This window comes from Clostridium swellfunianum (genome assembly GCF_023656515.1).
In the GTDB taxonomy this organism is placed as follows: domain Bacteria; phylum Bacillota; class Clostridia; order Clostridiales; family Clostridiaceae; genus Clostridium_AT; species Clostridium_AT swellfunianum.
In genome coordinates this window covers 2,761,291-2,786,715 of sequence record NZ_JAMOFV010000006.1, presented here as the reverse complement: position 1 = coordinate 2,786,715, position 25,425 = coordinate 2,761,291, and the positions used below count along the sequence as shown (strand labels likewise).

The window sequence follows — 25,425 nt, the reverse complement described above, 5'->3', positions numbered from 1 at the left end:
ACCATAAAGATGAAGAAAATATGAAATGGTTAAAAAAACGTAACAAATGTTATGTTAGGGTCATACTTTTATTTTTTGCATCAATTTATAATAAGTACAAGTGGTACCACTTAGTCAGGTAATATGAAGATTATAAGGAGAAGATACATGAATACTGAAGTGATGCAAACATCGAAAACGAATACAAAACGAAGTTTCAAAAAACAATGGAAAAATATATTAAATTATAAATATTTGTATATCATGCTTATTCCTGTGCTTGTCTGGTATCTAATTTTCTGTTATGTGCCAATGTATGGAATAATAATGGCCTTTCAGGATTTCACAATGAGTAAAGGTTTTTTTAACAGTCCTTTTGTGGGTTTGAAGCATTTTGTAGAATTATTTAGTGATGCAGATTTTTGGAGAGCTTTTTGGAACACAGTTATTATTGCGATATATCGCCTGCTTACACAATTTCCAATTCCTATAGTTATAGCACTACTTTTAAATGAGGTAAGGCATAGCAAATTTCGTAAATCTGTTCAGACCGTTATATATTTGCCACATTTTATTTCATGGGTTATAGTTGCTTCAATATTTGTAACCTTCTTTAGCCCTGAGTCAGGGATTCTTGCGGCATTGTTTGCAGGACATGCCTCGGACTTAATGACAAAACCCGAAATATTTAGGCCGATATTGATATTAACAGATCTTTGGAAAGAAGCAGGATTTTCAACTGTAATTTATGTAGCAGCTATGGCGAGCATAAGTACAGAGCATTATGAAGCGGCAGTGATGGATGGTGCGGGACGTTGGTCTCTCTTATGGAATGTTACACTGCCAGGAATACGCAGCGTTATTCTAATAATGTTTATTCTAACAATTGGCAGGGTTTTAACATGGGGTTTCGACCAGGTTTATAACTTCTACAATCCTATGGTATATTCAACTGGTGATATTCTTGACACTTATATTTTCAGAACAGCTTTAGGAGATGGCAAATTTAGTTATGCGGCTGCAGCTGGACTTTTAAAATCAGTAATATGTACCTTTTTACTTGTGACTTCAAATAGGGTAGTAAAAGCCTTTGGAGAAGAGAGCGTATATTAAAACGAGGGGAGGATTCAATAATGCCTATACAAAAAAAATTTTCTATAGCTGATGTTATCATATATCTAATCCTCGGATTAGCAGCCATCATTATATTATTACCTTTATGGAGAATAATAGTTATATCTTTCTCCTCGCAAGAAGTATATTTAACAGACCCATATCACTTAATTCCCAAAAGCTTCAGCCTTACTGAATACAAACGAGCACTTGGTAGTATTGGTGGGATTGCAAAAGCGTTATTAAGATCCGTTCAAATAACTGCATTAGGAACTACGATTAGTATGTTGCTTACCAGTTGTGGTGCTTATGCACTTTCAAAAAAGAATCTGCCTGGTAGAGCCATAATATTCCGATTGCTGGTATTTACAATGTTTTTCAGTGGTGGATTAGTTCCATTTTATGTGCTTGTTAGAAATTTAAAATTAATTGATACAATTTGGGCATTGGTTTTACCTACAGCTATCTCCACTTATAACTTAATTATCATGAAAAATTACTTTGCCGGAATTCCTGAAAGCCTTGAGGAGGCTGCTAAAATTGATGGATATAACGACATACAAATACTTTTTAAGATAGTAATTCCAATATCCATGCCAGTATTTGCTGCTGTTAGTTTATTTTATGGAGTAGCCTTATGGAACGATTACTTTTCGGCAACACTGTTTATAAATTCAAATAAAATGTTTCCGTTGCAGGTTTTACTAAGACAGATGATTATTCAAGATTTAGTAACTGCAGAAGTAGGGGTAATGACTTCAGGATCTAATATGGAGCAGTTTAAAATGGCTTGCATCATTATAGGAATGATTCCAGTACTTTTAATTTATCCATTTGTGCAGAAGTATTTTACTAAGGGAATAATGATGGGTGCTGTGAAGGAATAATGAAAATCCCCCATAGGTGGATTATATAAGTAAACAAAGTTTTCTACTAAAAATAAAGGAGAGGTATGAAATGAATAGGAAAAGCATTATCAAACTTTTGACGATGTCGCTGTCAATCATAATGATATCTTCAGTGTTAGGTGGCTGTTCAACCAAGGGGCAATCCAAGAATACTGCAGGTACTGAACAAAAGTCAACCGAGCCAGTTAAGATCCGATGGGTACGTGCTGCAAATGAGCAGGATCCGGAGAAGGATCGTATACTTCAAGAATTACAAAAGAGAACTAATACTAAGATTGAAATTGTAAGTATACCTAATGACCAGTTTGCAAACAAGCTTAACCTTATGATGGCATCCGGAGAAGAATTTGACCTTGCTACATGTGACCCAGGAAAGACATTAAACGAATGGGCTAAAAATGGGTTGATTTTATCTTATGATGATTACTTGAAAAGCGGAAAGTATCCAAATATTAGCGCTGTAATTAATTCTGATGTTTACAAAGGCTTCAAAATAGATGGAAAGTCATACTTTAAGCCGTTAGGACTTGCTCCAATGCAGTGGGGTTGGATAATTCGTACTGATTGGTTAGAAAACTTAGGCTTAAGCATGCCAACAAATCTCGAAGAATTCTATAAGGTGGCAAAAGCCTTTAAGGAAAACGATCCTGATAAGAATGGTAAAAATGATACTTATGGAGTTTATACAAGAGCAAGTGGTATGTCAGACCCTTCAATTACTCAGCTTGGACAATTCATATCAAAGTCGTATGCCATAGCTGGTAGAACAGATAATTGGGTGGCAATGCCAGATGGAAGTATTACAAGATATGAAGCTTCACCATATGCAAAAGAAGCAACTGCTTTCTTTAGAAAATTAGTAAAAGAGGATCTTATTAATAAGGATTGGCTCAGTTTAAAACCAGACGGAGCACAAGGCCCTGAGTCAGATGACTTTGGAGCAGGAAAATACGGTATTGCATCTACTACTAAACCAGACTTATTTTTGCAAAAGGCTAAGGCAGTTAATCCTAATGCTAAAGTAGCATATCTTTCACCACTAAAAGGAGAGAATGGGGTACCTGCAAATTTAGGTCATTCAGGCGGTTTCTGGAGAGGAAATGTTATTCCTAAAACTTCTAAAAATCCTGAAAAAGTTTTAGAGTTAATAGAATATACACTAACTACAGAAGGTAGAGAATTAACTGAATTTGGTATTAAGGGAATACATTTTACAGATGTAAAAGAAGAAAATGGCCGCAGAGTTTATACTGTAAATAAGGCTGAATGTGATAAGGATTGGGATACAAAGAAGAATGGATATCTTTATCCACTTGCCTGGGGTGCTATGAATTACTTTGAATACGCATATATTCCGATTAAGGAAAATAACTACAACTATGACGAAGCATTCAAGAAGCTGCAACCATGGATTCCATCAGAGATGGCTGTAGGGGATTTTACAAACTTTGTTGCTACCAATGCAAAATATACTATGGCTCCACCATTAATGAATGTGTTTGATGACAAAATTCTTGGAGATCAAACTAAGCTAAGATCAATCTATGGAGAAGGTTGGCTTAAGGCTGTAATGGGCGACGATTTTAACGGAGCTTGGGCTGAACTTCAGAAAAAATGGTTAGCAGCAGGCGGACAAGATATCATTACTTATGGACAAGAATACTATAAGAAAAACAAATAACATATATACTCAAACTTTTAGTAGAAGCAGCCAGATGCAAGTCTGGTTTCTTCTATATCAAAGAGAAGGGAAGTAAAATGATTTATAGTGAAACTATTTTGTTTGAGTCAACAGTTGATGGATATGCTCAATATAGGATACCTGGAATTGTGGTTACCGGGGATGGTACAGTAATTACCTACTGTGAAGCAAGAAAGACTACATCTGATTGGGCAGTAATCGATATTTACATGAGAAGGAGTATAGATGGCGGAGTTACTTGGAGCGAAAGATATAAACTAGTAGATGGGGTAACTTCAGGCAATACTATCAACAATCCAGTAATGATTGCGCAAAGGGATAGTGGTACTGTACACTTTCTTTATTGTAGAGAGTATAGTCAAGCTTATTATCGTAAGAGTTTAGACCATGGAGAAACTTGGTCTGATCCTGTTGAGATTACAGCAGCTTTTCAGCAATTTAAACCAGAGTTTCAATGGATTGTTATAGCGACAGGCCCAGGGCACGGGATTCAGATGAGAAATGGAAGACTTCTAGTACCAGTATGGCTTTCTGCGAGTAAAACTCATGCTCCTGGAGTTGTATCCACAATTTATAGTGATGATGGAGGGACTACTTGGAATAGAGGAGAAATTATATATGAAACTACTCAGATACCTAGTCCTAACGAAACAACTGCTGTGGAGAAGTATGATGGCTCTGTTTTGCTAAATATGAGAAATAATACAGTTGCAGAAAAGCGTCGCTCTATATCAATAAGTCCGAACGGAATCAATGGATGGTCAGTCCCCATTCTTCATTATGAATTGGCAGATCCATTATGCTGTGGAAGTTTAATACGGTTTACAGATAAAAATGAGTACCTCAGAAACAGAATTATATTTTCAAATCTAAATAACGCTGATGACAGGTCCAATCTTACAGTTAAAATGTCTATGGATGAGGGGGAGACTTGGACTTATTCCAAGGCAATATGCACTGGTGGATCTGCTTATTCAGACTTGGCTGTTAGTAATGATAAGAGAATTATATATTGCTATTACGAAAAGTGGAAGGATAGTCTTAAATACCACTATCTTGTATTAGCTAAATTTAATATAGAATGGCTCACTGATGGTAGACAAACTCTTGATCCACTATAAAGTGTAGTTTTCAACTCAGAAAATACTAGAAAAGAGGTTTTTATAATGAACAAATATACAGGAATATTTCCAGCCTTAGTAACTCCATATAAAAGTAACGGTAAAATTAACGAAGAATCTCTGCAAAAAATAATAAATCTTAATCTTGATAAAGGTGTAAAAGGCTTTTATATTGGTGGAAGCACAGCTGAAGCTTTTTTGTTATCTATGGATGAGAGAAAATATATTTTGGATATAGTGGCACAGGAATGTAAAGGAAAGTGCACTCTTATAAGCCATATTGGTTCCATTGGCACAGAGCATGCAGTAGAATTGGGAAAGTATTCTGAAGCATTAGGATATGATGCTATTTCCTCCGTTGCTCCGTTTTATTACAAGTTTTCTTTTGAAGAAATAAAAAATTATTATTTTGATATCGTAAATAATGTAAATCTACCAATGATAATTTATAATTTTCCTGCCTTCTCGGGAGTTACATTTAATATGAGCAATATTAAAGAATTTATGAATGATGAGAGATTTATTGGAATAAAGCATACATCTTATGATTTATATCAACTAGAGCAAATGCTGAAAATTGATGAAAGACTAACAGTATTTAATGGGCATGATGAAGTGTTCTTAGGAGCATTGGCAATGGGAGCAAAGAGTGCCATAGGAAGCACCTTTAATTTCATGTCAGAAAAATTTATTAAAATCGATAAATTATTTAAAGAAGGAAATATATCAGAGGCCCAGGAAGTACAGGCTAAGGCAAATGAAATTATTGATGCTTTAATTAAAGTAGGAGTAAACCAAGGAGTAAAATATGCTTTAGAGATTCAGGGCATTGAATGCAATGGTTCACGAAGGCCATTTAGATCCTTGACTGAAGATGATAAGAAGTTATTGGAAAAGATTTTAGAATAGATATTTTGTACAAGTGGATGATGTGTTAAATCATCCATTTATATTATTAAGACTATATTGAAAATCAAGGTAAAATACAAGGAATTAACACCCTAGTAGTCTAATTAAAAGGAGTTTATTATGGTATTTGCTAATATTAAGGATTATGAAAAATATGAAAGTTTACATGAGAATTTTAAAAAAGTATTTAAATTTCTAAATAGAGAGGATTTAGCGGCTCTTTTACCTGGGCGTTATGAAATAGATGGTGATGATGTGTTTGCTTTGGTACAAGAATATGAAACTAAGGAATTAGAAGGGGCAAAATATGAAGCTCACCAAAAATATATAGATGTACAGTACATGGTGGTGGGAACTGAAAAAATGGGATACTTTCCGGTGGAAGGCTTATCTGAATTTTCTCCATATGATATAGATAAGGACTTTATGCTATTGGAGGGAGTAAATAATCTATCACTTTTGAGAAGTAGAGAACTCTTTATTTTTTTTCCTGAGGACGCTCATATGCCGGGAATAATGCTTAATAAGAGAGAAAAAGTCAGGAAGGTTGTTATAAAGGTTAAAGTTTAGCAGGTATTTTGAAGTAACTTTGGAGTGATACTGTGAAGAATATCAAATATAAGCGTGCTATTACTAGAAATGGTGGAAATATATTACTTGGAGAAGCATATAAGCATAGTATAAAAATTTTGACTATAAAATGATTAGAGATTTGGGAGTTAAAAAGTGGTTATTTAGAAAGTTAGCGATAACCTTCACATTACTGTCTCTTATAACATTATCTATATCTGCTTTACTAATATATAGCGTGACAAAAGAAAAAGTATCTGCTGATTTTAAAGAATCTACTATGCAGATACTAAAACAAAATGAAATGTATATAAAACTTATAGATGAAAGCATAGAAGTTACCTCGATTCAGATGTTACAAAACAAGGATATTGCTGAAAATTTCAATGTAAAGGGATTAAGTACATTTGAGCAGCTTCAGGCTAAGAATAGAGTTGAAAGCTATATAAAAAGTATAGGAAACAACGGTAGTTCCTCTTTGATAAAAGTTTAATTGCGCTAAGATATCTGAAAAATTTAATGATGAAATAACTAATACTATAAGACTTTTAAAAAATGTTAATACAGCAACTAATATCACAATAAAAGTTGTTATAGATAGCTCTAACGTTATTAATAATTTAAACAAAACCTCAACGAACAACTCAATGGCTATGGAAGAAGCTACAAATGCAATTTGCAACTTAGGTACTAATACTAAAGATATACTTACTATCTTAAATAAGATTAACAATATAACAAAACAAACTAATCTGCTCTCGCTTAATGCATCTATAGAGGCTGCAAGAGCAGGACAAGCAGGTAAAGGATTTGCAGTTGTGGCATCTCTATATATTCCTTCTAATGCTCAGAAATTATTTAAGGAAGAATTAGAACAGGCTGGGTATACCATTAAGTCCTTTGAGAATATAAAAGCTGCAACAACAAATATTATAGCCTCTATGAATGATACTATGGCTTCAATCAATGTAATAGATGAAGAAAAGGAATACTTAAATGATGCTGTAAGCAATATTGCTGCTATATCAGAAGAAAATATTGCTGCGACAGAAGAAGTTTCGGCAACCATTCAAAACCAATCTGAACAAAACAATGAGATGTATTTACTTGTAAAAGGATTAAGTGAAAAAGCAAATGAATTAAGTGAACTGATTCTAAAGTTTAGATTTTAAGGAGATGAGTTTATGATAAATAAAACTATTGAATTATGGGAAAATCTAACCTTCCAAAGGTCAGAACTGGATGATTTCAAACCTACTTTGGTTTCTTATGTACTAGGTGGAAATAAGAAAAGAGCAGCTGTACTTGTATGTCCAGGCGGTGGATATAGAATTACTTCAGATAGAGAAGCCGAACAAATTGCCATACAATTTAATGCTGCAGGCTTTCATGCCTTTGTTGTTTATTATAGCTGTGCACCTAGAAAGCATCCTCAGCCATTAATGGATGTATCAAGGGCTATGTGTATAATACGAGAAAATGCAGAGGAGTGGAATGTTGACGTTGATAAAATTGCGGTGTGTGGATTTTCAGCAGGTGGGCATTTAGCGGCAAGTCTCGGGGTACACTGGGAAAAATCATACTTGCTTGAGAATCCTGGAATTAAGCAGGGACTTAATAAACCAAATGCTTTAATATTAAGCTATCCTGTTATAAGCTCAGGTGAACTTGCTCATAGAGACTCTTTTGTGAATTTGTTAGGAGTAGAAGCTGATAGTAATTTATTATATGAAATGTCTTTAGAGCATCATGTGAAAATGAGTACATCTCCAACTTTTATCTGGCATACTGTTGAAGACAAAACTGTTCCAGTGGAAAATACCATACTATTTGCACAGGCATTATGCAAAAACAAGGTACCTTTTGAGCTTCATATTTATCCTAAAGGTCCTCACGGCTTATCTCTTGCAACTGCTGAAACACAAACTAAGGAGAAAGAGATAAATCTTCACGTAGCTACATGGATGAACCTATGCATCCAGTGGTTAGATGAATTATTTTAGATAATTTTTATGATAGGTGGTAGAGATAATGATTTATAAAAATGCAGAGTTTTATAACATAGATGAAATTCATGAAATAAAGGAAGAGGGAGTTTTTGTATTATCACGCATTCCTGAAAAAGTTAGAGCAGAGCTTAACGAAAAAGCTAAGAGAGCAGCTTTTTTTGGCTGTGGAACAGAAATAAGGTTCAATATAGAAGATGAATGTATAAAGCTTGTATTACAAAGGGCACCAGAAGAGGGTGCAGTTCTCGATACAGGATTGGTGGAAATATATTATGGAAGCTTCCAAGCTTCTTGGGAATATAGCCCTAGGATATTATCCACAAAAAAACCTACTGAGCTCATTATTAAAAGGCCTAAAAACATAAAGACTTTAGAAAGACTCTCTAAAGAATATAGTCTTCCGTTTGATCCTAATTTAGTAAGGGTGATTCTGCCCTATGACTGGAAAAACTATTTGATAGATTTAGAAGGTAGCTGCACCCCTCCAAGGTCAGAGCAGGTTCCAAGTAAAAGATATTTGGCTTATGGTTCTTCTATTACTCACGGAAGCTCAACTATAGGGCCAAATGCATCTTATGCTATGAGAACAGCAGAACTATTAGGAATTGATTTAATAAATTTAGGCTTTGCCGGAGGTGCATATATGGAAGCCGCCATGGCAGATTATATTGCAGAAAGAAATGATTGGGATTTTGCGACGTTAGAAATGGGCATTAATGTTGTTGAACAATGGAGTGTAGAACAGTTTGAAGAGAAGGTAGATTGTTTTATTTCTAAAATAGCTTTAGCAAATAAAAACAAGTGGATATTCTGCATCGATTTATTTACCTGTTATCTTGATTATGAAAATAGCGATAAAATCATAAAGTATAGAAAAGTTGTTAAAGAAAAAGTTGAAAAACTCAAGCTGCCAAAACTTATTTATATAAATGGTACAGATTTGCTTAAGTCTGTAACTGGATTAACGATAGACCTGACACATCCGTCAGCCTTTGGGATGGAGGAAATTGCAAGGAATCTTAGCTATGTAATAAATAAATATATGAAGAATTGAAGAAATACTACAAAATTAAATCATGTTAAGTTATTGCAACAAATATAGGAGTGAGAGGTGATAAGCTTGATAAATATAAAAAAGTATTGGGAAGATTTGAATATAATGCATGTTAATAGGGAGAACCCTAGAGCTTACTATATACCCTATGGAAGTGAAGAGACAGCTTTAACGAAGAATCGTACATCATCACCCTTTTTTCAATTGTTAAATGGAGGATGGAAATTTAAATACTATGAAAGCATAAAGTTTGTAGAAGACTGTTTTTATAAAGATTACGTGGATGTAAGTGCATGGGATACTCTAATAGTTCCTTCTTGCTGGCAGGCTAAAGGATATGATAAATACCATTATACAAATGTTAATTACCCATATCCTTGTGATCCTCCATATGTACCAAATGATAATCCGGTTGGATTATATATAAGAGATTTTAATATAAGAGACCAGTGGGATGAAAAGGAAAAATATGTTGTTTTTGAAGGAGTGAATTCTTGTTTTTATTTTTGGATTAATGGCAGCTTTGTAGGATACAGCCAAGGAAGCCGTATGCCAGCTGAGTTTAATATTTCACAGTTTGTACGTAGCGGGAAGAATAAGATGGCTGTAATGGTACTTAAATGGTGTGATGGTAGCTATATTGAAGACCAAGATTTATGGCGCTATTCAGGAATTTTTAGAGATGTATATTTACTTGCTAGGAATGAAACACATATCAGGGACATTTTTGTTAGACAAACAGTATCAGAGGACTTCAAAAATGCGGTATTAAAATGTGAAATAGATACAATTGGCTGCTGTAGTATAAAAGCTGAGCTAAGAGATGCATCAGGAAAAGCAGTAGTGCAGGGAGAAGTTGTAATTGATGGAAGCGGATCAATTGATTTTAAAATAGACGAACCTATACTATGGAATGCAGAAAAACCTTATCTATATAAACTGTTTGTATACAGCGGTGAAGAAGTACTTGTTTTCAATACTGGTTTTAGAAGAGTTGAGATTAAAGATAGTGCATTCATGATAAACGGAAAGCCTGTAAAGCTAAAAGGAGTGAATCGTCATGATTCACATCCGGAACTTGGACAAACCATTCCATTAAATCACATGATTAATGATTTAATGATTATGAAGAGAAATAATATAAACACAATCAGAACATCACACTATCCAAACGATCCGCGTTTTTTAGATTTATGTGATGAATATGGATTTTATTTAGTTGATGAGGCAGACTTAGAATGTCATGGAGTTCAGCATGCAGGGGACTTCCATATGCTGACTAAAAATCCTCAGTGGGAAAAAGCTTTCATGGATAGGGCAGAGAGGCTTGTGGAAAGAGATAAAAACCATGCTTCAGTTATAATATGGTCCATGGGTAATGAATCAGGATATGATGTAAATCATATGGTTATGGCTGATTGGACTAAAAAAAGAGATAACTCAAGATTAATTCACTACGAAGGTGCAGCATCAATATATGGCGGTAATCTTAATGCAGAGTGCTTAGATATGGAAAGCAGGATGTATGCTTCAACAGAATTTATTGAAGAGTATGCAGTGAATGATGGAAATAAGAAGCCTCTATTTTTATGCGAATACAGTCACGCTATGGGTAACAGCCCTGGAGACTTAAAAGAATATTGGGATATCATATACAAGTATCCAAAGCTTATGGGAGGATGTGTATGGGAATGGTGCGACCATGGCATAAAAACAACTAACCGTGAAGGATTAGAATATTATGCCTATGGCGGAGATTTCAAAGATATGCCTAATGACGGGAATTTCTGCCTTGATGGATTGGTTTATCCTGATAGGACACCTCATATAGGACTTTTAGAATTTAAAAAAGTTATTGCACCTGTTAGAATAGAAGAGGAAGACTTGAAGCAAGGTACAATAAAGGTTACAAATCTCTATGATTTTATTAACTTATCACATATAACTTTACAATGGAAGATAGAGAAGGATGGAATGACTATAGAGCAGGGAGAGATTAGTGATTTGGATATTCTGCCACAAAGCTCTGCTATAATAAAATTGCCATATAATTTGCCTGAAGAATCTATTAGCAAGTTTTTTATTACAATATTTGCTTTGCAGAAGAAGTCTACTCCTTGGGCTGAAAGAGGACATGAAATAACCTTTGAGCAATTTGAACTTCCTGTAACCAAAATCCTATCCAATGATAATAAATATAGCTCTTATATCAAGTTAGAAGAAGCAGGAAACCTTGTTAAGGTAGAAGGCTTTGATTTTTATCACGTGTTTGATTTGTACGAGGGGAGCTTTATCAGGATATCAAAGAATAATGTTGATATGATAAAAGGGCAGCCTAAATTCAATATTTGGCGTGCTCCTACAGATAATGACAGGAGAGTAAAGCTAAAGTGGATGGAAGAAGGCTATGACATAGTAAAAACTCATGTGTATGAGTCAAAAGTTTTAGAAGTAAATGAAAGTTCCGTAAAAATATCCGTTGATTTTTCTCTTGGTGGATATACTAAGCTTCCAATTTTGCACGGAAAAACTGTATGGACTATTCTTGGCACGGGAGAAATTATGCTTGATGTAAGGGTAAATGTAAGAGAAGGTTTGGTATTTCTACCTCGTTTTGGGCTGCAGCTAGAAATGCCTGAAGGAAATGAAGAAGTAGAATACTTTGGAAATGGACCACATGAAAACTATATAGATAAGAAGCATAGCACAAGAATAGGCAAATATTTAACAACAGTAGATGGAATGTTTGAAAATTACCTTAGGCCGCAGGAAAATGGCTCAAGGTGTGAAAATGATTGGCTTATAGTATCTAACGAGCAAGGAATGGGACTAAAGTTTATAGCAGCTTCAGGTTTTTCCTTTAATGCTTCACACTATAGCCCTGAGGATTTGGCAGCTGCAGGCCATCCTTTTGAACTCAGAAAAAGAAAAGAAACTATTGTAAATATTGATTACAAAATGAGTGGAGTAGGATCTAATTCTTGTGGTCCCGAGCTTTTAGAAAAATATCGCTTAGATGAAATTAAATTTGAGTTCAAACTTAGAATTGTTCCAGTATTTAAAGAAAACTGACTTAAGCCTGTAATTCATATTAACCTGAAATTTTGAGTATTAGAAAATGAAGGCAGCCTCAAAGTAGAATGAATCTTCTATTTTGAGGCTGCCTTTTTATTTGTTAAATCAGCATAATGTAGAGACTAAAAATTAATGAGATTAATCCTATTGACATAAAAAGAAAAAAGAGTTATAACTATAACTGACTGGTCAGTATAAACTGAACAGTCAGTTTAAAATTATTCAGAGAGGGGAGATAGTACGATGAATTTTTTCAAAGTAGCAGGAAGAGATATATCAAGTATATTTAAGAATCGATTTATTAGAGTATCGGTCGTAGCAATTATTATAGTTCCTCTTTTATACAGTCTGCTCTACCTATATGCTTTCTGGGACCCATATAACCGTCTGCAGGACCTTTCAGTTGCAGTAGTTAATACGGACAAGGGAACAGAAAAGGACGGGGAGGCCGTAAACTACGGGAAGGACTTAGTGGATAAACTAAAGGATAATGATAAGGTAGGTTGGAAGTTTGTGTCCAAGGAAGAAGCTGAAAGAGGGCTTAAAGACAAAGGTGGCTATTATGCTATATTTGTAGTTCCAGAGGATTTTTCAGCTAAGGTAATTAGTGCAAAGGATGGAAAACCACAACCGCCTAGTATTCTATACTCCGCAAATGAGAAAAAGAATTTTCTTGCAGCACAGATAAATAAAAATGTTTTGGCTGAACTAAAAGCAGAACTAACTAAAAACATTGTTGATGAATATACTAAGGTAACCTTTGACAGTCTTTATGAAGTTAAAGACGGAATGCAAAAAGCTGCTGATGGCAGCAAAGAGCTTTATGATGGAATGGGTCGGCTTAAGGATAAAGTTCCAGAGTTAAAGGATGGAGTTAATAAACTTGCTGATGGTTCAGGAGATTTAAAGGATGGCTTAACTACTGCTAAAGAAGGAACTGTACAGCTATACTATGGAGCAAATGAACTAGACTCAGCTTTAGCTAAAGCAAAGGATGGAGCTTCACAGTTAAATGAAGGTCTAGGACAGTTAAACGGTCAAGTTCCAGAGCTTAAAGCTGGAATTTCACAGCTTTATAAAGGTTCAAGTGATTTGAACGCTGGACTTAATCAAGTAGGAGCAGGTTTAAATCAGCTTAATAATGCTGTTAATACAGGTGATGCTCAGCATCCAAGCTTAGTGCAAGGAATAACTTCTATAAACTCTGGTGTGACTAGGATTTCAAGTACAGTAGATGCATTAAACAAGCTAGTATTGTTATACAATAATGCACCAACTCAACAACAAAAGGATTATGCTTTATCACAAATAATAGCAATTATTCCTCAATTAAATGCAGCTGTAAATACAGACAGTCAAACCAACATAAGCCTAAAAACAGGAACAGCGATGCTTTATAATAAAGTAGTTGAACCAAAGACAGGCTTAGCTGATGGTGTTAAGGCTTTAAATGCTGCAGTAAATGTAGGAAGCAAAAACCAAAAGAGTGTAGTTGCTGGTGTTGGACAAATGACAGAAGGCTTGAATGCTTTAAACAGCAAAATTCCAACATTAGAAGCTGGAGTTGGAAAGCTTTATGCTGGGTCTTCAGATTTAAGCAATGGACTTGTGCAAATAAAAGATGGTTCATCTAAATTAAAAAATGCTATAGCAAAGCCTGAAGAGGTTAAGAATATTGCACAAAAACAAACTAGCTCAAAAGACACCCTGCTTGGTGGAATGACAAAGCTTCAAGATGGTGGAGTTCAGTTAAATGACGGACTAAATACACTAAAGAGCAATATACCACAGCTTGAAGACGGAGTTAATAAATTAAGTGATGGTTCACAAGAACTAAGTGATAAGCTTCAAGAAGGTTATGACAAGATAAATAAAAATTTATTAAATGACAGCAAAACTATGGGAGACTTTGTTTCACAGCCTTTGACAATAGATGAAAAGCCAATGTACGCAGTTAAAAACTACGGCTCAGGCTTTACACCATACTTTATCCCACTATCTTTGTGGGTTGGGGCTTTAATGATGTTCTTCGTAATAAAAGAAGATGTAGATTCAGATATCAATGCAAGTTCGGCTTCGGTAGTACTTGGTAAATTCCTATCCTATGGTATTATAGGTATAATACAAGCCGTTCTAGCAAGCTCAATAGTTTTAGTTTTAGGCTTAACGCCAGATAACGTGGTTCTATACTTCTTATTTAATATTTTATTATCCTTTGTATTCATAGCTATAATACAAAGCTTGATATTCTTAATGGGTGATGCAGGAAGACTTTTAGCTATAGTATTATTAATACTTCAGCTTACAGCTTGTGCAGGTACTTTCCCACTAGAAGTAGTGCCAACTTTCTTTAAGGTAATAAATCCACTTATGCCATTTACTTATGCTGTATCAGGTTTAAGAGAAGTAATTTCAGGCTTAGACTATAATGTGTTTGCAAAAGATTCAGCAACACTTGCAGCAATAATGGCAGCTTTCTTAGTATTTTCTGTATTAATGAAGGGACATGCAGACAGAGTTAAAGAAAGAATTAGACAAAGAAAAAATGAAATAACAGCATAATTTAAGAGGGTGTCTAGAAAATAGGCACCCTCTTTTTATATTTATATTATTAATTTACCTAACTTGACCTTCTCCGTAAATCATATATTTTATGCTTGTAAGCTGCTCCAATCCCATTGGTCCTCTGGCATGAAGCTTTTGAGTACTTATACCTATCTCTCCTCCAAAGCCGAATTCAAAGCCATCTGTAAATCTTGTAGAGGCATTTACATATACTGCAGCTGCATCAATCTCCTTTAAGAATCTTTGCGAGTTAAAATAATTATTTGTTATAATTGCTTCTGAATGCTTAGTTCCATATTTATATATGTGTTCTATTGCCTCATCTAAAGAGTCTACTATTTTTACAGCAAGAATTAAATCTAAAAATTCTGTGGACCAATCCTCTTTACTGGCTGGTACTGCAGCTTTAATTAAAGCCTGAGTTTTTTCACATCCTCTTATTTCAACACCTAGAGATACCAATTTGGGAGCCAATTTTTCTAAAAGTTCCTTATAGCAATCTTTATGAACAAGTAAAGTCTCCATAGCATTGCATACAGCAGGTCTTTGTGTTTTTGCATTTATTATAATATCTTCAGCCATGCTTAAATCAGCATCGGAATCTACATATACATGACAATTGCCTACACCTGTTTCTATAACTGGAACTGTAGCATTTTGTACTACATTCCTAATTAATCCTGCTCCACCTCGTGGAATAAGCACATCAATATAAGAATTTAGCTTCAACATTATGTTCACAGCTTCTCTGTCTTTTATATCTATATACTGAATACTGTTTTCAGGCAAACCAGCAGCATCTCCAGCCTTTGCTATTATTTCTGCAATAGCCTTATTGGAATTTAATGCTTCAGAGCCGCCACGCAGCAGCACAGCATTTCCAGACTTGATGCAAAGACCGGCAGCATCAACAGTTACATTAGGTCTAGCCTCATAAATAATGCCTATTACTCCAAAAGGAACTCTTACTTGGTTTATTCTAAGTCCGTTAGGTCTTTGAAAACCTTTGGTGACTTCACCAATAGGATCTGGAAGAGCTGCAATTTGCCTTAATCCTTCAGCCATATCAGCAATTCTTTTTTCATTTAGTAAAAGCCTGTCAAGCATAGCTCTTGATAAGCCCTTATCTTGTCCAGTCTCCATATCCTTTTTATTTTCATTTAAAATAAATGAAACATTTTGAATAAGTGCTTCTGCCATCATATTCAAAGCTTTATTTTTTATATTTGTAGCTGTATTTCCAAGTGTTCTTGCTGCTTCTTTTGATCTTTTTCCCTTTTCCTCAATATAAGCTTTATTATCCATACCGTATAACACTCCTATTAATTAAATTTTTTCAAAATTGTCATTAGGCCTAAATAGCGTGCCCACTTCGCTGCAGTTTACTATGTCTTGAAGTATTCCTTTTTTTGATCCGTTTGCAATCACCATTGCTGTTCCTGCCGAAGTAGCTATTTTTGAAGCAGAAAGCTTTGTAGTCATACCACCAGTTCCAAGCTTTGTACCTGCACCGCTTGCAGTCTTTTCAATTTCAGCATTAATATGATCTACAAATGGTATAAGGGAGGCATTAGGATTTATATTAGGATTATCGTTATATAAACCATCAATATCTGAAAGCAATATTAATAAATCGGCTTCTATCAAGCTTGCTACCAAGGCAGATAAAGTATCATTATCTCCTACCTTTATTTCATCTACTACAACAGCATCATTTTCATTTACTATAGGGATAACCCCCAGGTTTAATAAGGCAAGAAAGGTGTTTTTAGCATTAGAGGCTCTATGTTTATTAGAAAAATCCGCCTTTGTTAAAAGCATTTGTGCCACTGTTTTTCCGTATTCTGAAAATAGCTTCTCATACATATGCAAAAGAATTCCCTGACCTACCGCTGCAGCTGCCTGTTTTTCTGGTATAGTCTTTGGCTTCGTCTTAAGTCCAAGCTTGCCCATACCTGCCCCAACTGCCCCAGAAGTCACTAATATTACCTCATAATTTTGATTGTGCAAGTCTGCTAGCTGCCTAACAAGCTCTTCAATACGAGATAAATTTAATAGACCACTTGAGTGAGTCAAAGTCGATGTACCAACCTTTACAACTATTCTCTTAGTCTCTTCTAAATACTTTTTTCTATAATTCATGTAATTAAAGCCTCCTAAACTGAAGTCTATCTATATCATAAGCACTTTATTACATTAATTTTATACACAAAATGCAAGTTTATCAAATAAATATTTCAGGTTTAGAATGCATAATCTGTCTAAATTCGTCGTAGTTTAGGATGTCTCCTTAGATTTTCCTTGTATTTATCGTCAAATAATTTATAATATTTATATAAGTATAAGGAAGCGAGAGAGGATAAATTATGGCTGGAAGCTTAATAAAAATAAAAGAGATTATCCAGGACTTAAATCCATCGGAAAAAAAGGTGGCACAGTATATTGTAGACAATCCATCAGACATATCCCACCTGTCTATAGGAGAATTGGCAGAAAAGAGTGGTTCTAGTGAAGCTACTGTTGTTAGGCTGTGTAAGCTTTTAGATTTTAAAGGCTACAAGGATTTTAAAATAAGTATCACAAGAGATATTGCTTTCATGGCAAGAGATGATGAGGGTGAGCAATATACGGATGTTGAGCCAGGTGACGATTTAAAATCCATAATTCAAAATATAAGCTATAACAATAAAAAGTCCATAGAAAATACGTTAGAGATAATATCCTATAAAGCTATAGAAGAAGCTGTTGAGGCTATATCGAAAGCTGATAGAATAGAGTTTTACGGTGTGGGAGCTTCTCATATAATTGCACTTGATGCTGCTCAGAAGTTCTCAAGAATTAATAAAGTAGCATTAGCTTATCCAGATCCTCATGTTCAAATAGTTTCAGCGGCGAACCTTAATAAGGGCGATGTGGCAATTGCTGTTTCATATTCAGGTGAAACAAAGGATACTTATGAATCCATAAGTGTTGCAAAGGAATCGGGAGCTACAACTATCAGTATAACAAAGTTTGGTCAGAGTACTATAAGTGATTTCTGCGATATTAATCTTTTTGTATCAGCACCAGAAATAAGCATAAGAAGCGGTGCGATGTCCTCTAGAATAGCTCAGCTTAACGTTATAGATATATTATTTACTGGTGTTGCTAGTAAGGATTTTGACAAGATTAAAAAGCATCTTAACAGAACTAGAAAAGCCACTAGAGAAAAAAAGAGCATTTAGAAAAAGCCGGCCTATATAGGCTGGCTTTTGTATTCTCTTCTTGCATGCTCAGTTGTTGGATGCATATTTTTATTTTTTATAAAGTCTTCTGCTATTTGAGGGAAGAGAAGGTAGGAAAGTACATCCTCATCATGAGTAGTTGTATCCTTCAAATGTTCTTTCGCTTTATCAAAAGCAGGTTCTAAGGTATCCGCAAATCTTATAGTTATAGGTTTTTCATTTCCTAGTGCTTTTTCTAGTAGTTCTTCATTTATTCTTCCAGGTGCTTTTCCATATTCACCTTTACAGTAAGCCTTAACTTCCTTAAGAATCATTTTGTACCGTTCCCCTGTAAGAATATTTACTGTAGCTTGAGTACCCACCATTTGACTCATTGGGGTAACCAATGGGGGATAGCCTAAGTCTTCTCTAACTCGTGGGACTTCGTTTAATACAGCATCAAGTTTATCTATAGCATTTTGATTCTTAAGTTGAGATATCATATTAGAGAGCATTCCACCAGGAATTTGATAGGTTAAAGCCTCAGGCTGTGGAGTTAATACCTTTGAATCTAAGACTCCTGACTTGGAAAAATCATCTCTTATAGGCTTAAAAAAGTCATTAACAGCTTTTAGCTTGGAAGCCTGAAGACCAGTATTAAAGTCCATATCTTCTAAGACATAGTGCATAGATTCTGTTGGAGGCTGTGAGGTTCCACTTGAGAAAGAAGATATTGCGCAGTCTATTCCATCTACTCCAGCTTCAGCAGCCTTTAAATAAGACATTTCTGCTATGCCGTTTGTTGAATGAGAATGCAAGATTACAGGCACGTTTACAACTTCCTTTATACTCTTAACTAAATTATAGGCAATTCTAGGCATTATAAGTCCAGCCATATCTTTTATGCATATGGAGTCTGCACCTATATTCTCAAGCTGTTTTGCTAGCTTAATATAGCTTTCTATATCATGAATAGGGCTAACTGTATATACAATGCAGCCTTGAGCATGAGCGCCTTGTTTTTTTGTTTCCTCCATAGCAACTTCAATATTTCTAAAATCATTTAAAGCATCAAATATTCTTATTATATCCATACCATAGTAAACAGCCATTTTAATAAATTTTCTAACCACATCATCTGGATAATGCTTATAGCCTAAAAGGTTTTGACCTCTTAAAAGCATTTGAAGCGGAGTTTTTCTAACTATGGTTTTTATTTTTTTTAATCTTTCCCAAGGATCTTCGTTCAAGTATCTTATACAGGAGTCAAAGGTAGCCCCGCCCCAGCATTCAAGTGAATGATAGCCAACTTCATCAAGCTCTTTAAGTATTGGAGCAAACAGGTCAAAGGAAAGTCTTGTTGCAATAAGAGACTGATTTGCATCTCTAAGCACAGTTTCAGTTATATTAATTTTCTTCATAGCGACCTCCTGGTTATATTGTGAATATTATGCCAATTAGCCTTTAATTAAAGCATATATCAAAATAATCATTTTTAAAACTAGTATTTGTAATTAATATGGATTCTTATCCATTTTTTAAAGGCTATTGACACATAATTTATATTGTAATAAAATGTTATGGTAATATTAATATGTTTCCGTAGCTCAGAAGGATAGAGCGACCGCCTCCTAAGCGGTAGGCCGTGGGTTCGATTCCCGCCGGGAACACCAAAAACTCTGTAGATTAATTAATCTACAGAGTTTTTTATTTATATAATAATGAAATTATAATAGCAAAGAATACCTATTAGCTATATAATAATATTGTCGAAACTAGTGTTTTAGAGTACTCGCTGTTTAAGGAGGGCATAACATTGAAGCATCAAAATCAAAAATCAATTGCTGAGCTTTACAAACAGCATATTAAACTGATAATTTCAATAATAGCTGCAGTAATGATGTCTATATTTATCTTACTATTTTTAAATTTAAGCAAAACAAACAATAACAATAATCTTATAAATACTCTAGGAAAGCAGAGAATGCTTACTCAAATGATGGCTAAGGATGTAGGCAGAATTTATGAGTTAACAACAATTACAAATGGACAAGTTCTATATGAAATAGATAAAGATGAGCTTAAAAGCAGAACTATAAAAACTATAGATGAATTGAGCTTATCAATGAACGAATATGATAAACAGCTTAGCAATATCAAAAAGGGTTATGTTGAAGCAGATGGAAAAGGTATACGTTTCAAAGGAAATTTTAATGAATTAAATAAAATAATAGATGAGCAGGAAAAAGTTTGGACGAGTTTTAAGGAAGCAATAAATAAGGTCATTAAAGAACAAAATAATTCGACTGAATTTTTAGATGCAGTAAAATACATAAATGAAAATAATGAAGTTCTTTTAAATTACAGCAATCAAGTAACGGAAAATGTATTAAGCTATAATAACAAAAGGGCTACTATAATATATTATTTATTTATGATTTTACCTCTTCTGATGCTTATATTCCTTGCGGTGTTCATTAAGAGAGCATATAAGAGTTTGTTTATACCAATCAGCCAATTATCAAAGGGAGTATCTACTCTAGGTATTAAAGTAGAGCAGGAACCTCTTATGACGGCTGCAGGTCAGGAATCTCTTCCGGCCTTCTCAGAAGTAACTATGCTTTTTGATCAGTTAAATAGCTTGATACTGTTTATTGAAAACTTAAATAGAAATATTCCTTTTAAAGATGTGCTAAATTATATATTTAAAGATTTTTCAAAATATATTCCATACACCTATATTGGAGTTGCATTGATAGATGATGATAAGAAAAATATAACAGCTGCCTATGCTGCTTGTGATAAATTTCATACTAATTTGCCTCAAAAGCTTTTAGGAAAAACAGTTACTTTAAAGAATACAAGCCTTGAAAAAATTGTTGAAACGGGCGAAGAGAGAATTATAAATGATTTGGAGGAGTATATAAAAGACAAGCCTTTTAAAGAGTATAATAGAATTTTACTTGAAGAAGGAGTAAGAGCTTCCATTACATTTCCTCTTAGAAAAAATGACGAAGTTATAGGAATTATATTTTTCTCAAGCAATACTAAAAATGTTTATAGAAAAGAACATGTAAGATTTCTTAAAACTCTTGCTAATAGTATTGTGCTTGCACTAGAGAAGGATATTCTGATGGAAGACATGATTATAAGTTCCACTATGGCGTTAGCTAAGCTCACTGAAGAGAGAGATAATGAAACAGGAGAGCATCTGCAGCGTATGAAGATATATTCGAGAATGTTAGCTCAGTTTTTAGCTGAAGAGGAAAAATATAAAGACTTTATAGATATAGATTACATAAATGATATTGAAAGGTTTGCACCTTTGCACGACATAGGAAAAGTAGGTATAAGGGATGAAATTTTACTAAAGCCAGGCAAGCTTACAGAAGAAGAATTTGAAATTATGAAAACTCATGCTTCCTATGGAGCTAAGGTTTTAAGAATGGCAGAGAATAACCTAAACAAAAAAGGAAGAAGCATATATAGATTGGCTATAGAAATAGCAGAAGGACACCATGAAAAATGGGATGGAAGCGGATACCCCTATGGAAAGAAAGGAGAGGCTATTCCAGTAAGCGCTAGAATAGTAGCCATGGCAGATGTATTTGACGCCTTAACAAGTGAAAGGCCCTATAAAAAACCTTTTAGTTTTGAAGATTCAGTTAAGATTATTACAGATGGTAAAGGAAAGCATTTTGATCCTGAACTAGTTAATGTGTTTATGAGAAATATACATAAGATAAAACAGAAGTATATAGAATTTAATTCTAAGCCGTTGTTATAATTAGTTTAGGTTTAGGGAAATATAAGGTGTGAGATTTATAAAACGAAAGGAAGAGATCTTTATGCCTTATACTTTACCTGAATTACCTTACGCTTATAATGCTTTGGAACCACATTACGATGAACAAACCGTTAGACTTCATCATGACATGCATCATAAAGCTTATGTTGATGGACTTAACAATGCAGAAACTAAATTAGCTGAAGCTAGAGAAAAAGGTGATTATGCATTGATTAAGCACTGGGAAAGAGAATATGCTTTCCATGGAGCAGGACATATTCTTCATACAATGTTCTGGCAAAATATGAAGCAAGGCGGCGGTGGAGAAGCTGCAGGGCAAATAGCCGATCAAATTAACAAAGATTTTGGAAGCTATGATGCATTCAAAAAGCAGTTTAGCGCAGCGGCAGTAGCAGTTGAAGGTTCAGGCTGGACAGTTTTATGCTGGAATAAAATGTTCCAAAAGCTAGTTATACTTCAAGTTGAAAAGCATCAAAATCTAACTCAATGGGAAGTATGCCCTTTATTAATAGTTGATGTTTGGGAACATGCTTACTATTTGAAATATCAAAATAAGAGAGCAGCTTTTGTTGATGCATGGTGGAATTTAATAAATTGGGATGATGTAAATAATAGACTTGCAGCTTCAATGAAATAAGCAGCAAAGCAAAACACACCTGAAAGAATTATCTTTTAGGTGTGTTTTATTTTGGATATAATTACTTTAACAAGCAGTTTGAATTGGAAAGGTAAAGCTATGAAAGAATTTTATATGAATGAAGCCATAAAAGAAGCTAACAGAGCATTAGAATTAAAAGAAGTCCCAGTGGGAGCAATTATAGTAAAGGATAATAAAATAGTTTCAAGGGCGCATAACCTCAAGGAAACTCTAAAGGATCCTTCTGCTCATGCAGAGATTTTAGCTATAAGAAAAGCTTGCGAGGCTTTAAACAATTGGAGACTTACAGGTTGTAAAATGTATGTAACACTGGAGCCATGTCCAATGTGTGCCTCAGCTATTTCCCAAGCAAGGATAAGCAGGCTTTATATAGGAACCTTTGACCCAACTGCAGGTGGCTGCGGTTCCGTTATAGATATAATTAATGACTATCATCTTAATTACAAGACACAGCTTGAGTGGATGTATGATGAACGATGCAGCAGGCTTCTTAAAGAATTTTTCAAGAAAAGAAGATAAGAAGAAAACAAGATAAGAAGAAAAGAAGAAAAGAAGATAACAATTTAACAATATAAAAATATAGAGGCTTTAAGGTAAAAGTATAAGTTAAAAATAAATAATATTTTGTGAAACTAAAGTGGGTTAATCAAAGTCTAATTGGCGAAAGAGAAAACAAATAATACAGCCATGCATAAATTGCAGCGTACTGTTAGGGAGGAAGTTATGAGCGAGGAAGAATTGGTCATAGCAGCTCAAAGTGGAGATAATGAAGCATTTTATAAGCTTATGTCCTTATATAGCAAAAGCTTGTATAAGATAGCTTATAGTTATCTAGAAAGTCAGCAGGAGGCACTTGAAGCTGTTCAAGAAACTACCTGTAGAGCTTTTATAAAGCTTAAAAAGTTAAAGCAAACGAAGTATTTTAAAACCTGGGTTACTAAAATACTAATAAACTACTGCATAGATGAAGTTAAAAGAAATAAGAAGTTAACTGAGCTAACTATAGAGATTGAGGCAATTAACAGCACTTCAGAAGATGATATGCTTGATATTGAAATAGCTTTAAATAAATTGGATTCAAGGTATAAAGAAGTAGTAGTTCTTAAATATTTTCAAGACATGACTACCCAGGACATAGCCAGCATCTTGGATTGTCCCGAGGGAACTGTAAAAACTTGGCTTCACCGTGGACTTAATAGCTTGAGAAATTATTTTAAGAAGGATGGTGATTTGAATGTTTGATGCTGAAGATAGCATAGTAGTTCCAGATAATTTAGATGATTATATTAAAAAAGGAATCGCCTCTGGCATAAAGAAAAAGAAAGTAAATAGGACAAAGTTTGCAGCAAATGCAGCGGTGGTATGTTTATTGCTTTTATTTACAGTGTTCATTAGAACATCGCCTGTTTTTGCAGCTTATGTAACTAAGATTCCCGGCCTTGAATACTTGGTTAGGCTGATAAATCACGATAAAGGACTGCAGAGTGCTGTAGAGAACAATTTTATTCAAAACATCAACTCGTCCATAACTAAAGAAGGCATAACCTTTACCATTAAGGATACGATAATAGACAAATATAAAGCATTAATCTTTTATTCCATAGAAAATAATAAAGACAGCAAGTTTATTGAACTTGCTGAAGTAAAATTAATTGATGAGAAGGGAAAAGAGCTCCCTGTAGGTGTAGGCTGGAGCGTAAGCAGACCTGATGAGAAAGTCGGCAATAAAAAAGTTGAAGATAAGATTGAAATAAGTTTTATAGAGGAAGGTACACTGCCAAATAACCTTCACCTTGAAATAAAGCTTAGAGAACTGGATTCCTATGATGATATAAATAAGGTGAAAACCATGATAGATGGAATTTGGACCTATGATATTCCTGTAAATAAGAAAAAAATAGAGGCTATGGAAAAAAGCTATAGCTTAAATAAGCAAATTAATATAGACGGCCAAAAAGTAACCTTTAAGAAGGTGATGATTACACCAATAAGAGCTGCCGTAGAGGTTGAGTATGATGAAAATAACTCAAAGAAAGTACTTGGCTATGATGATATAAAAATTGTTGATGAAAAGGGAAATCAATGGGGAACTATCATAAATGGAGTTAGTGGCAGCAGGAAAAATGATAGTCACGAAACAATTTACTTCCAGAGCAACTATTTTAATTCACCAAAGCACTTATATATAAAAGCCTCTAATGTAAGGGCTGTTGACAAGGATAAAGCAAATGTAGTTGTAGATATTGAAAGTAGCAAGCTTTTAAAGGCTCCTGACGAAAAGCTTAAGCTAATGAGAGTAGACAAAGGAGAAACAGAAACCCGTATAACATTCTCTCTTGAAAGAGATAAGTTGTTTGATGAAAAACTGGGCTACTTTATTTTCAGCGGTACCTTTAAAGACTCTAATGGAAAGGCCTACCATGAAAATCATTGTGAGACATACAGCGAGAGCGTTAACGAACAAACCATAAATTTTATAATTGACAATAACTCCGATATTAAAGGTCCAATCTTCTTAGAGTTATATAACTATCCACAGAGAATAATCAGTGATTTTGAAGTAAGGATTAAATAGATAGAGGAGCCCTAGGCTCCTTTATTGTTTCTTGCATTTTATCTTAAAATCTAGTAAAATAATAAAATAAAAGAATATGGAGAGATGTCCGAGAGGTCTATGGTAGCTGACTCGAAATCAGCCGTACGGGTCATACCCGTACCAAGGGTTCAAATCCCTTTCTCTCCGCCAAAGAA

Annotated in this window: 21 protein-coding genes and 2 tRNA genes; 20 read left to right on the top strand and 3 right to left on the bottom strand. The window is 34.4% G+C overall.

What is annotated here, in order from left to right; translation table 11 throughout:
- Positions 1-147 precede the first annotated feature (147 nt).
- From NBE98_RS13320 to NBE98_RS13265, 12 genes are all read left to right on the top strand, one after another.
- Positions 148-1,092 (top strand): ABC transporter permease, encoded by a 945-nt coding sequence (locus NBE98_RS13320; RefSeq protein WP_250815466.1) that lies wholly within the window; start codon positions 148-150, stop codon positions 1,090-1,092.
- 20 nt (positions 1,093-1,112) lie between these two features.
- Positions 1,113-1,979, top strand: coding sequence for a carbohydrate ABC transporter permease (locus NBE98_RS13315; protein WP_250815465.1), 867 nt, complete (start codon positions 1,113-1,115; stop codon positions 1,977-1,979).
- Between the two features lie 70 nt (positions 1,980-2,049).
- Positions 2,050-3,681, top strand: a complete 1,632-nt coding sequence (locus NBE98_RS13310) for an extracellular solute-binding protein (protein ID WP_250815464.1) — start codon at positions 2,050-2,052, stop codon at positions 3,679-3,681.
- Positions 3,682-3,758: 77 nt separating this feature from the next.
- On the top strand, positions 3,759-4,823 hold the full coding sequence (locus NBE98_RS13305) for a sialidase family protein (protein ID WP_250815463.1): 1,065 nt from the start codon (positions 3,759-3,761) through the stop codon (positions 4,821-4,823).
- Positions 4,824-4,868: 45 nt separating this feature from the next.
- On the top strand, positions 4,869-5,732 hold the full coding sequence (locus tag NBE98_RS13300) for an N-acetylneuraminate lyase (RefSeq protein WP_250815462.1): 864 nt from the start codon (positions 4,869-4,871) through the stop codon (positions 5,730-5,732).
- Positions 5,733-5,852: 120 nt separating this feature from the next.
- Entirely contained in the window at positions 5,853-6,302 is a 450-nt protein-coding gene (locus tag NBE98_RS13295; RefSeq protein WP_250815461.1) for a NanQ anomerase/TabA/YiaL family protein, read from the top strand.
- Between the two features lie 142 nt (positions 6,303-6,444).
- Positions 6,445-6,795 (top strand): hypothetical protein, encoded by a 351-nt coding sequence (locus NBE98_RS13290; protein ID WP_250815460.1) that lies wholly within the window; start codon positions 6,445-6,447, stop codon positions 6,793-6,795.
- 10 nt (positions 6,796-6,805) lie between these two features.
- On the top strand, positions 6,806-7,474 hold the full coding sequence (locus NBE98_RS13285; protein WP_349305986.1) for a methyl-accepting chemotaxis protein: 669 nt from the start codon (positions 6,806-6,808) through the stop codon (positions 7,472-7,474).
- 12 nt (positions 7,475-7,486) lie between these two features.
- A complete protein-coding gene (locus NBE98_RS13280) occupies positions 7,487-8,305 on the top strand; it encodes an alpha/beta hydrolase (protein WP_250815458.1) in 819 nt (272 codons plus the stop codon).
- Between the two features lie 28 nt (positions 8,306-8,333).
- Positions 8,334-9,365 (top strand): SGNH/GDSL hydrolase family protein, encoded by a 1,032-nt coding sequence (locus tag NBE98_RS13275; protein ID WP_250815457.1) that lies wholly within the window; start codon positions 8,334-8,336, stop codon positions 9,363-9,365.
- 57 nt (positions 9,366-9,422) lie between these two features.
- Complete coding sequence (locus tag NBE98_RS13270) at positions 9,423-12,437, top strand: glycoside hydrolase family 2 TIM barrel-domain containing protein (protein ID WP_250815456.1); 3,015 nt, start codon at positions 9,423-9,425, stop codon at positions 12,435-12,437.
- Between the two features lie 246 nt (positions 12,438-12,683).
- Positions 12,684-15,002 (top strand): YhgE/Pip domain-containing protein, encoded by a 2,319-nt coding sequence (locus tag NBE98_RS13265; protein ID WP_250815455.1) that lies wholly within the window; start codon positions 12,684-12,686, stop codon positions 15,000-15,002.
- A gap of 54 nt (positions 15,003-15,056) precedes the next feature.
- Here the strand turns inward: NBE98_RS13265 and NBE98_RS13260 are convergent, their stop codons facing one another.
- Positions 15,057-16,310, bottom strand: a complete 1,254-nt coding sequence (locus NBE98_RS13260) for a glutamate-5-semialdehyde dehydrogenase (RefSeq protein ID WP_250815454.1) — start codon at positions 16,308-16,310, stop codon at positions 15,057-15,059.
- Positions 16,311-16,331: 21 nt separating this feature from the next.
- A complete protein-coding gene (gene proB, locus NBE98_RS13255) occupies positions 16,332-17,147 on the bottom strand; it encodes a glutamate 5-kinase (RefSeq protein WP_250815453.1) in 816 nt (271 codons plus the stop codon).
- Positions 17,148-17,371: 224 nt separating this feature from the next.
- Here proB and NBE98_RS13250 point away from each other — a divergent pair, with 224 nt between their 5' ends.
- A complete protein-coding gene (locus NBE98_RS13250; protein WP_250815452.1) occupies positions 17,372-18,229 on the top strand; it encodes a MurR/RpiR family transcriptional regulator in 858 nt (285 codons plus the stop codon).
- Between the two features lie 11 nt (positions 18,230-18,240).
- Here NBE98_RS13250 and NBE98_RS13245 read toward each other — a convergent pair whose 3' ends face one another.
- Positions 18,241-19,629 (bottom strand): oxaloacetate decarboxylase subunit alpha, encoded by a 1,389-nt coding sequence (locus tag NBE98_RS13245; protein WP_250815451.1) that lies wholly within the window; start codon positions 19,627-19,629, stop codon positions 18,241-18,243.
- A gap of 175 nt (positions 19,630-19,804) precedes the next feature.
- Here NBE98_RS13245 and NBE98_RS13240 point away from each other — a divergent pair.
- From NBE98_RS13240 to NBE98_RS13210, 7 genes are all read left to right on the top strand, one after another.
- A tRNA-Arg gene (locus NBE98_RS13240) sits at positions 19,805-19,881 on the top strand.
- A 143-nt stretch (positions 19,882-20,024) separates the two neighbouring features.
- Positions 20,025-21,995, top strand: coding sequence for an HD-GYP domain-containing protein (locus tag NBE98_RS13235; RefSeq protein ID WP_250815450.1), 1,971 nt, complete (start codon positions 20,025-20,027; stop codon positions 21,993-21,995).
- A 61-nt stretch (positions 21,996-22,056) separates the two neighbouring features.
- A complete protein-coding gene (locus NBE98_RS13230) occupies positions 22,057-22,653 on the top strand; it encodes a superoxide dismutase (RefSeq protein WP_250815449.1) in 597 nt (198 codons plus the stop codon).
- Between the two features lie 99 nt (positions 22,654-22,752).
- Positions 22,753-23,193: a nucleoside deaminase gene (locus NBE98_RS13225; RefSeq protein WP_250817575.1), complete on the top strand. Its 441-nt coding sequence runs from the start codon at positions 22,753-22,755 to the stop codon at positions 23,191-23,193.
- A 204-nt stretch (positions 23,194-23,397) separates the two neighbouring features.
- Positions 23,398-23,916, top strand: coding sequence for a sigma-70 family RNA polymerase sigma factor (locus NBE98_RS13220; protein WP_250815448.1), 519 nt, complete (start codon positions 23,398-23,400; stop codon positions 23,914-23,916).
- Positions 23,909-25,249: a DUF4179 domain-containing protein gene (locus NBE98_RS13215; RefSeq protein ID WP_250815447.1), complete on the top strand. Its 1,341-nt coding sequence runs from the start codon at positions 23,909-23,911 to the stop codon at positions 25,247-25,249. Before NBE98_RS13220 ends, NBE98_RS13215 begins: the two co-directional genes overlap by 8 nt.
- Before the next feature lie 78 nt (positions 25,250-25,327).
- Positions 25,328-25,420, top strand: a tRNA-Ser gene (locus NBE98_RS13210).
- Positions 25,421-25,425 lie beyond the last annotated feature (5 nt).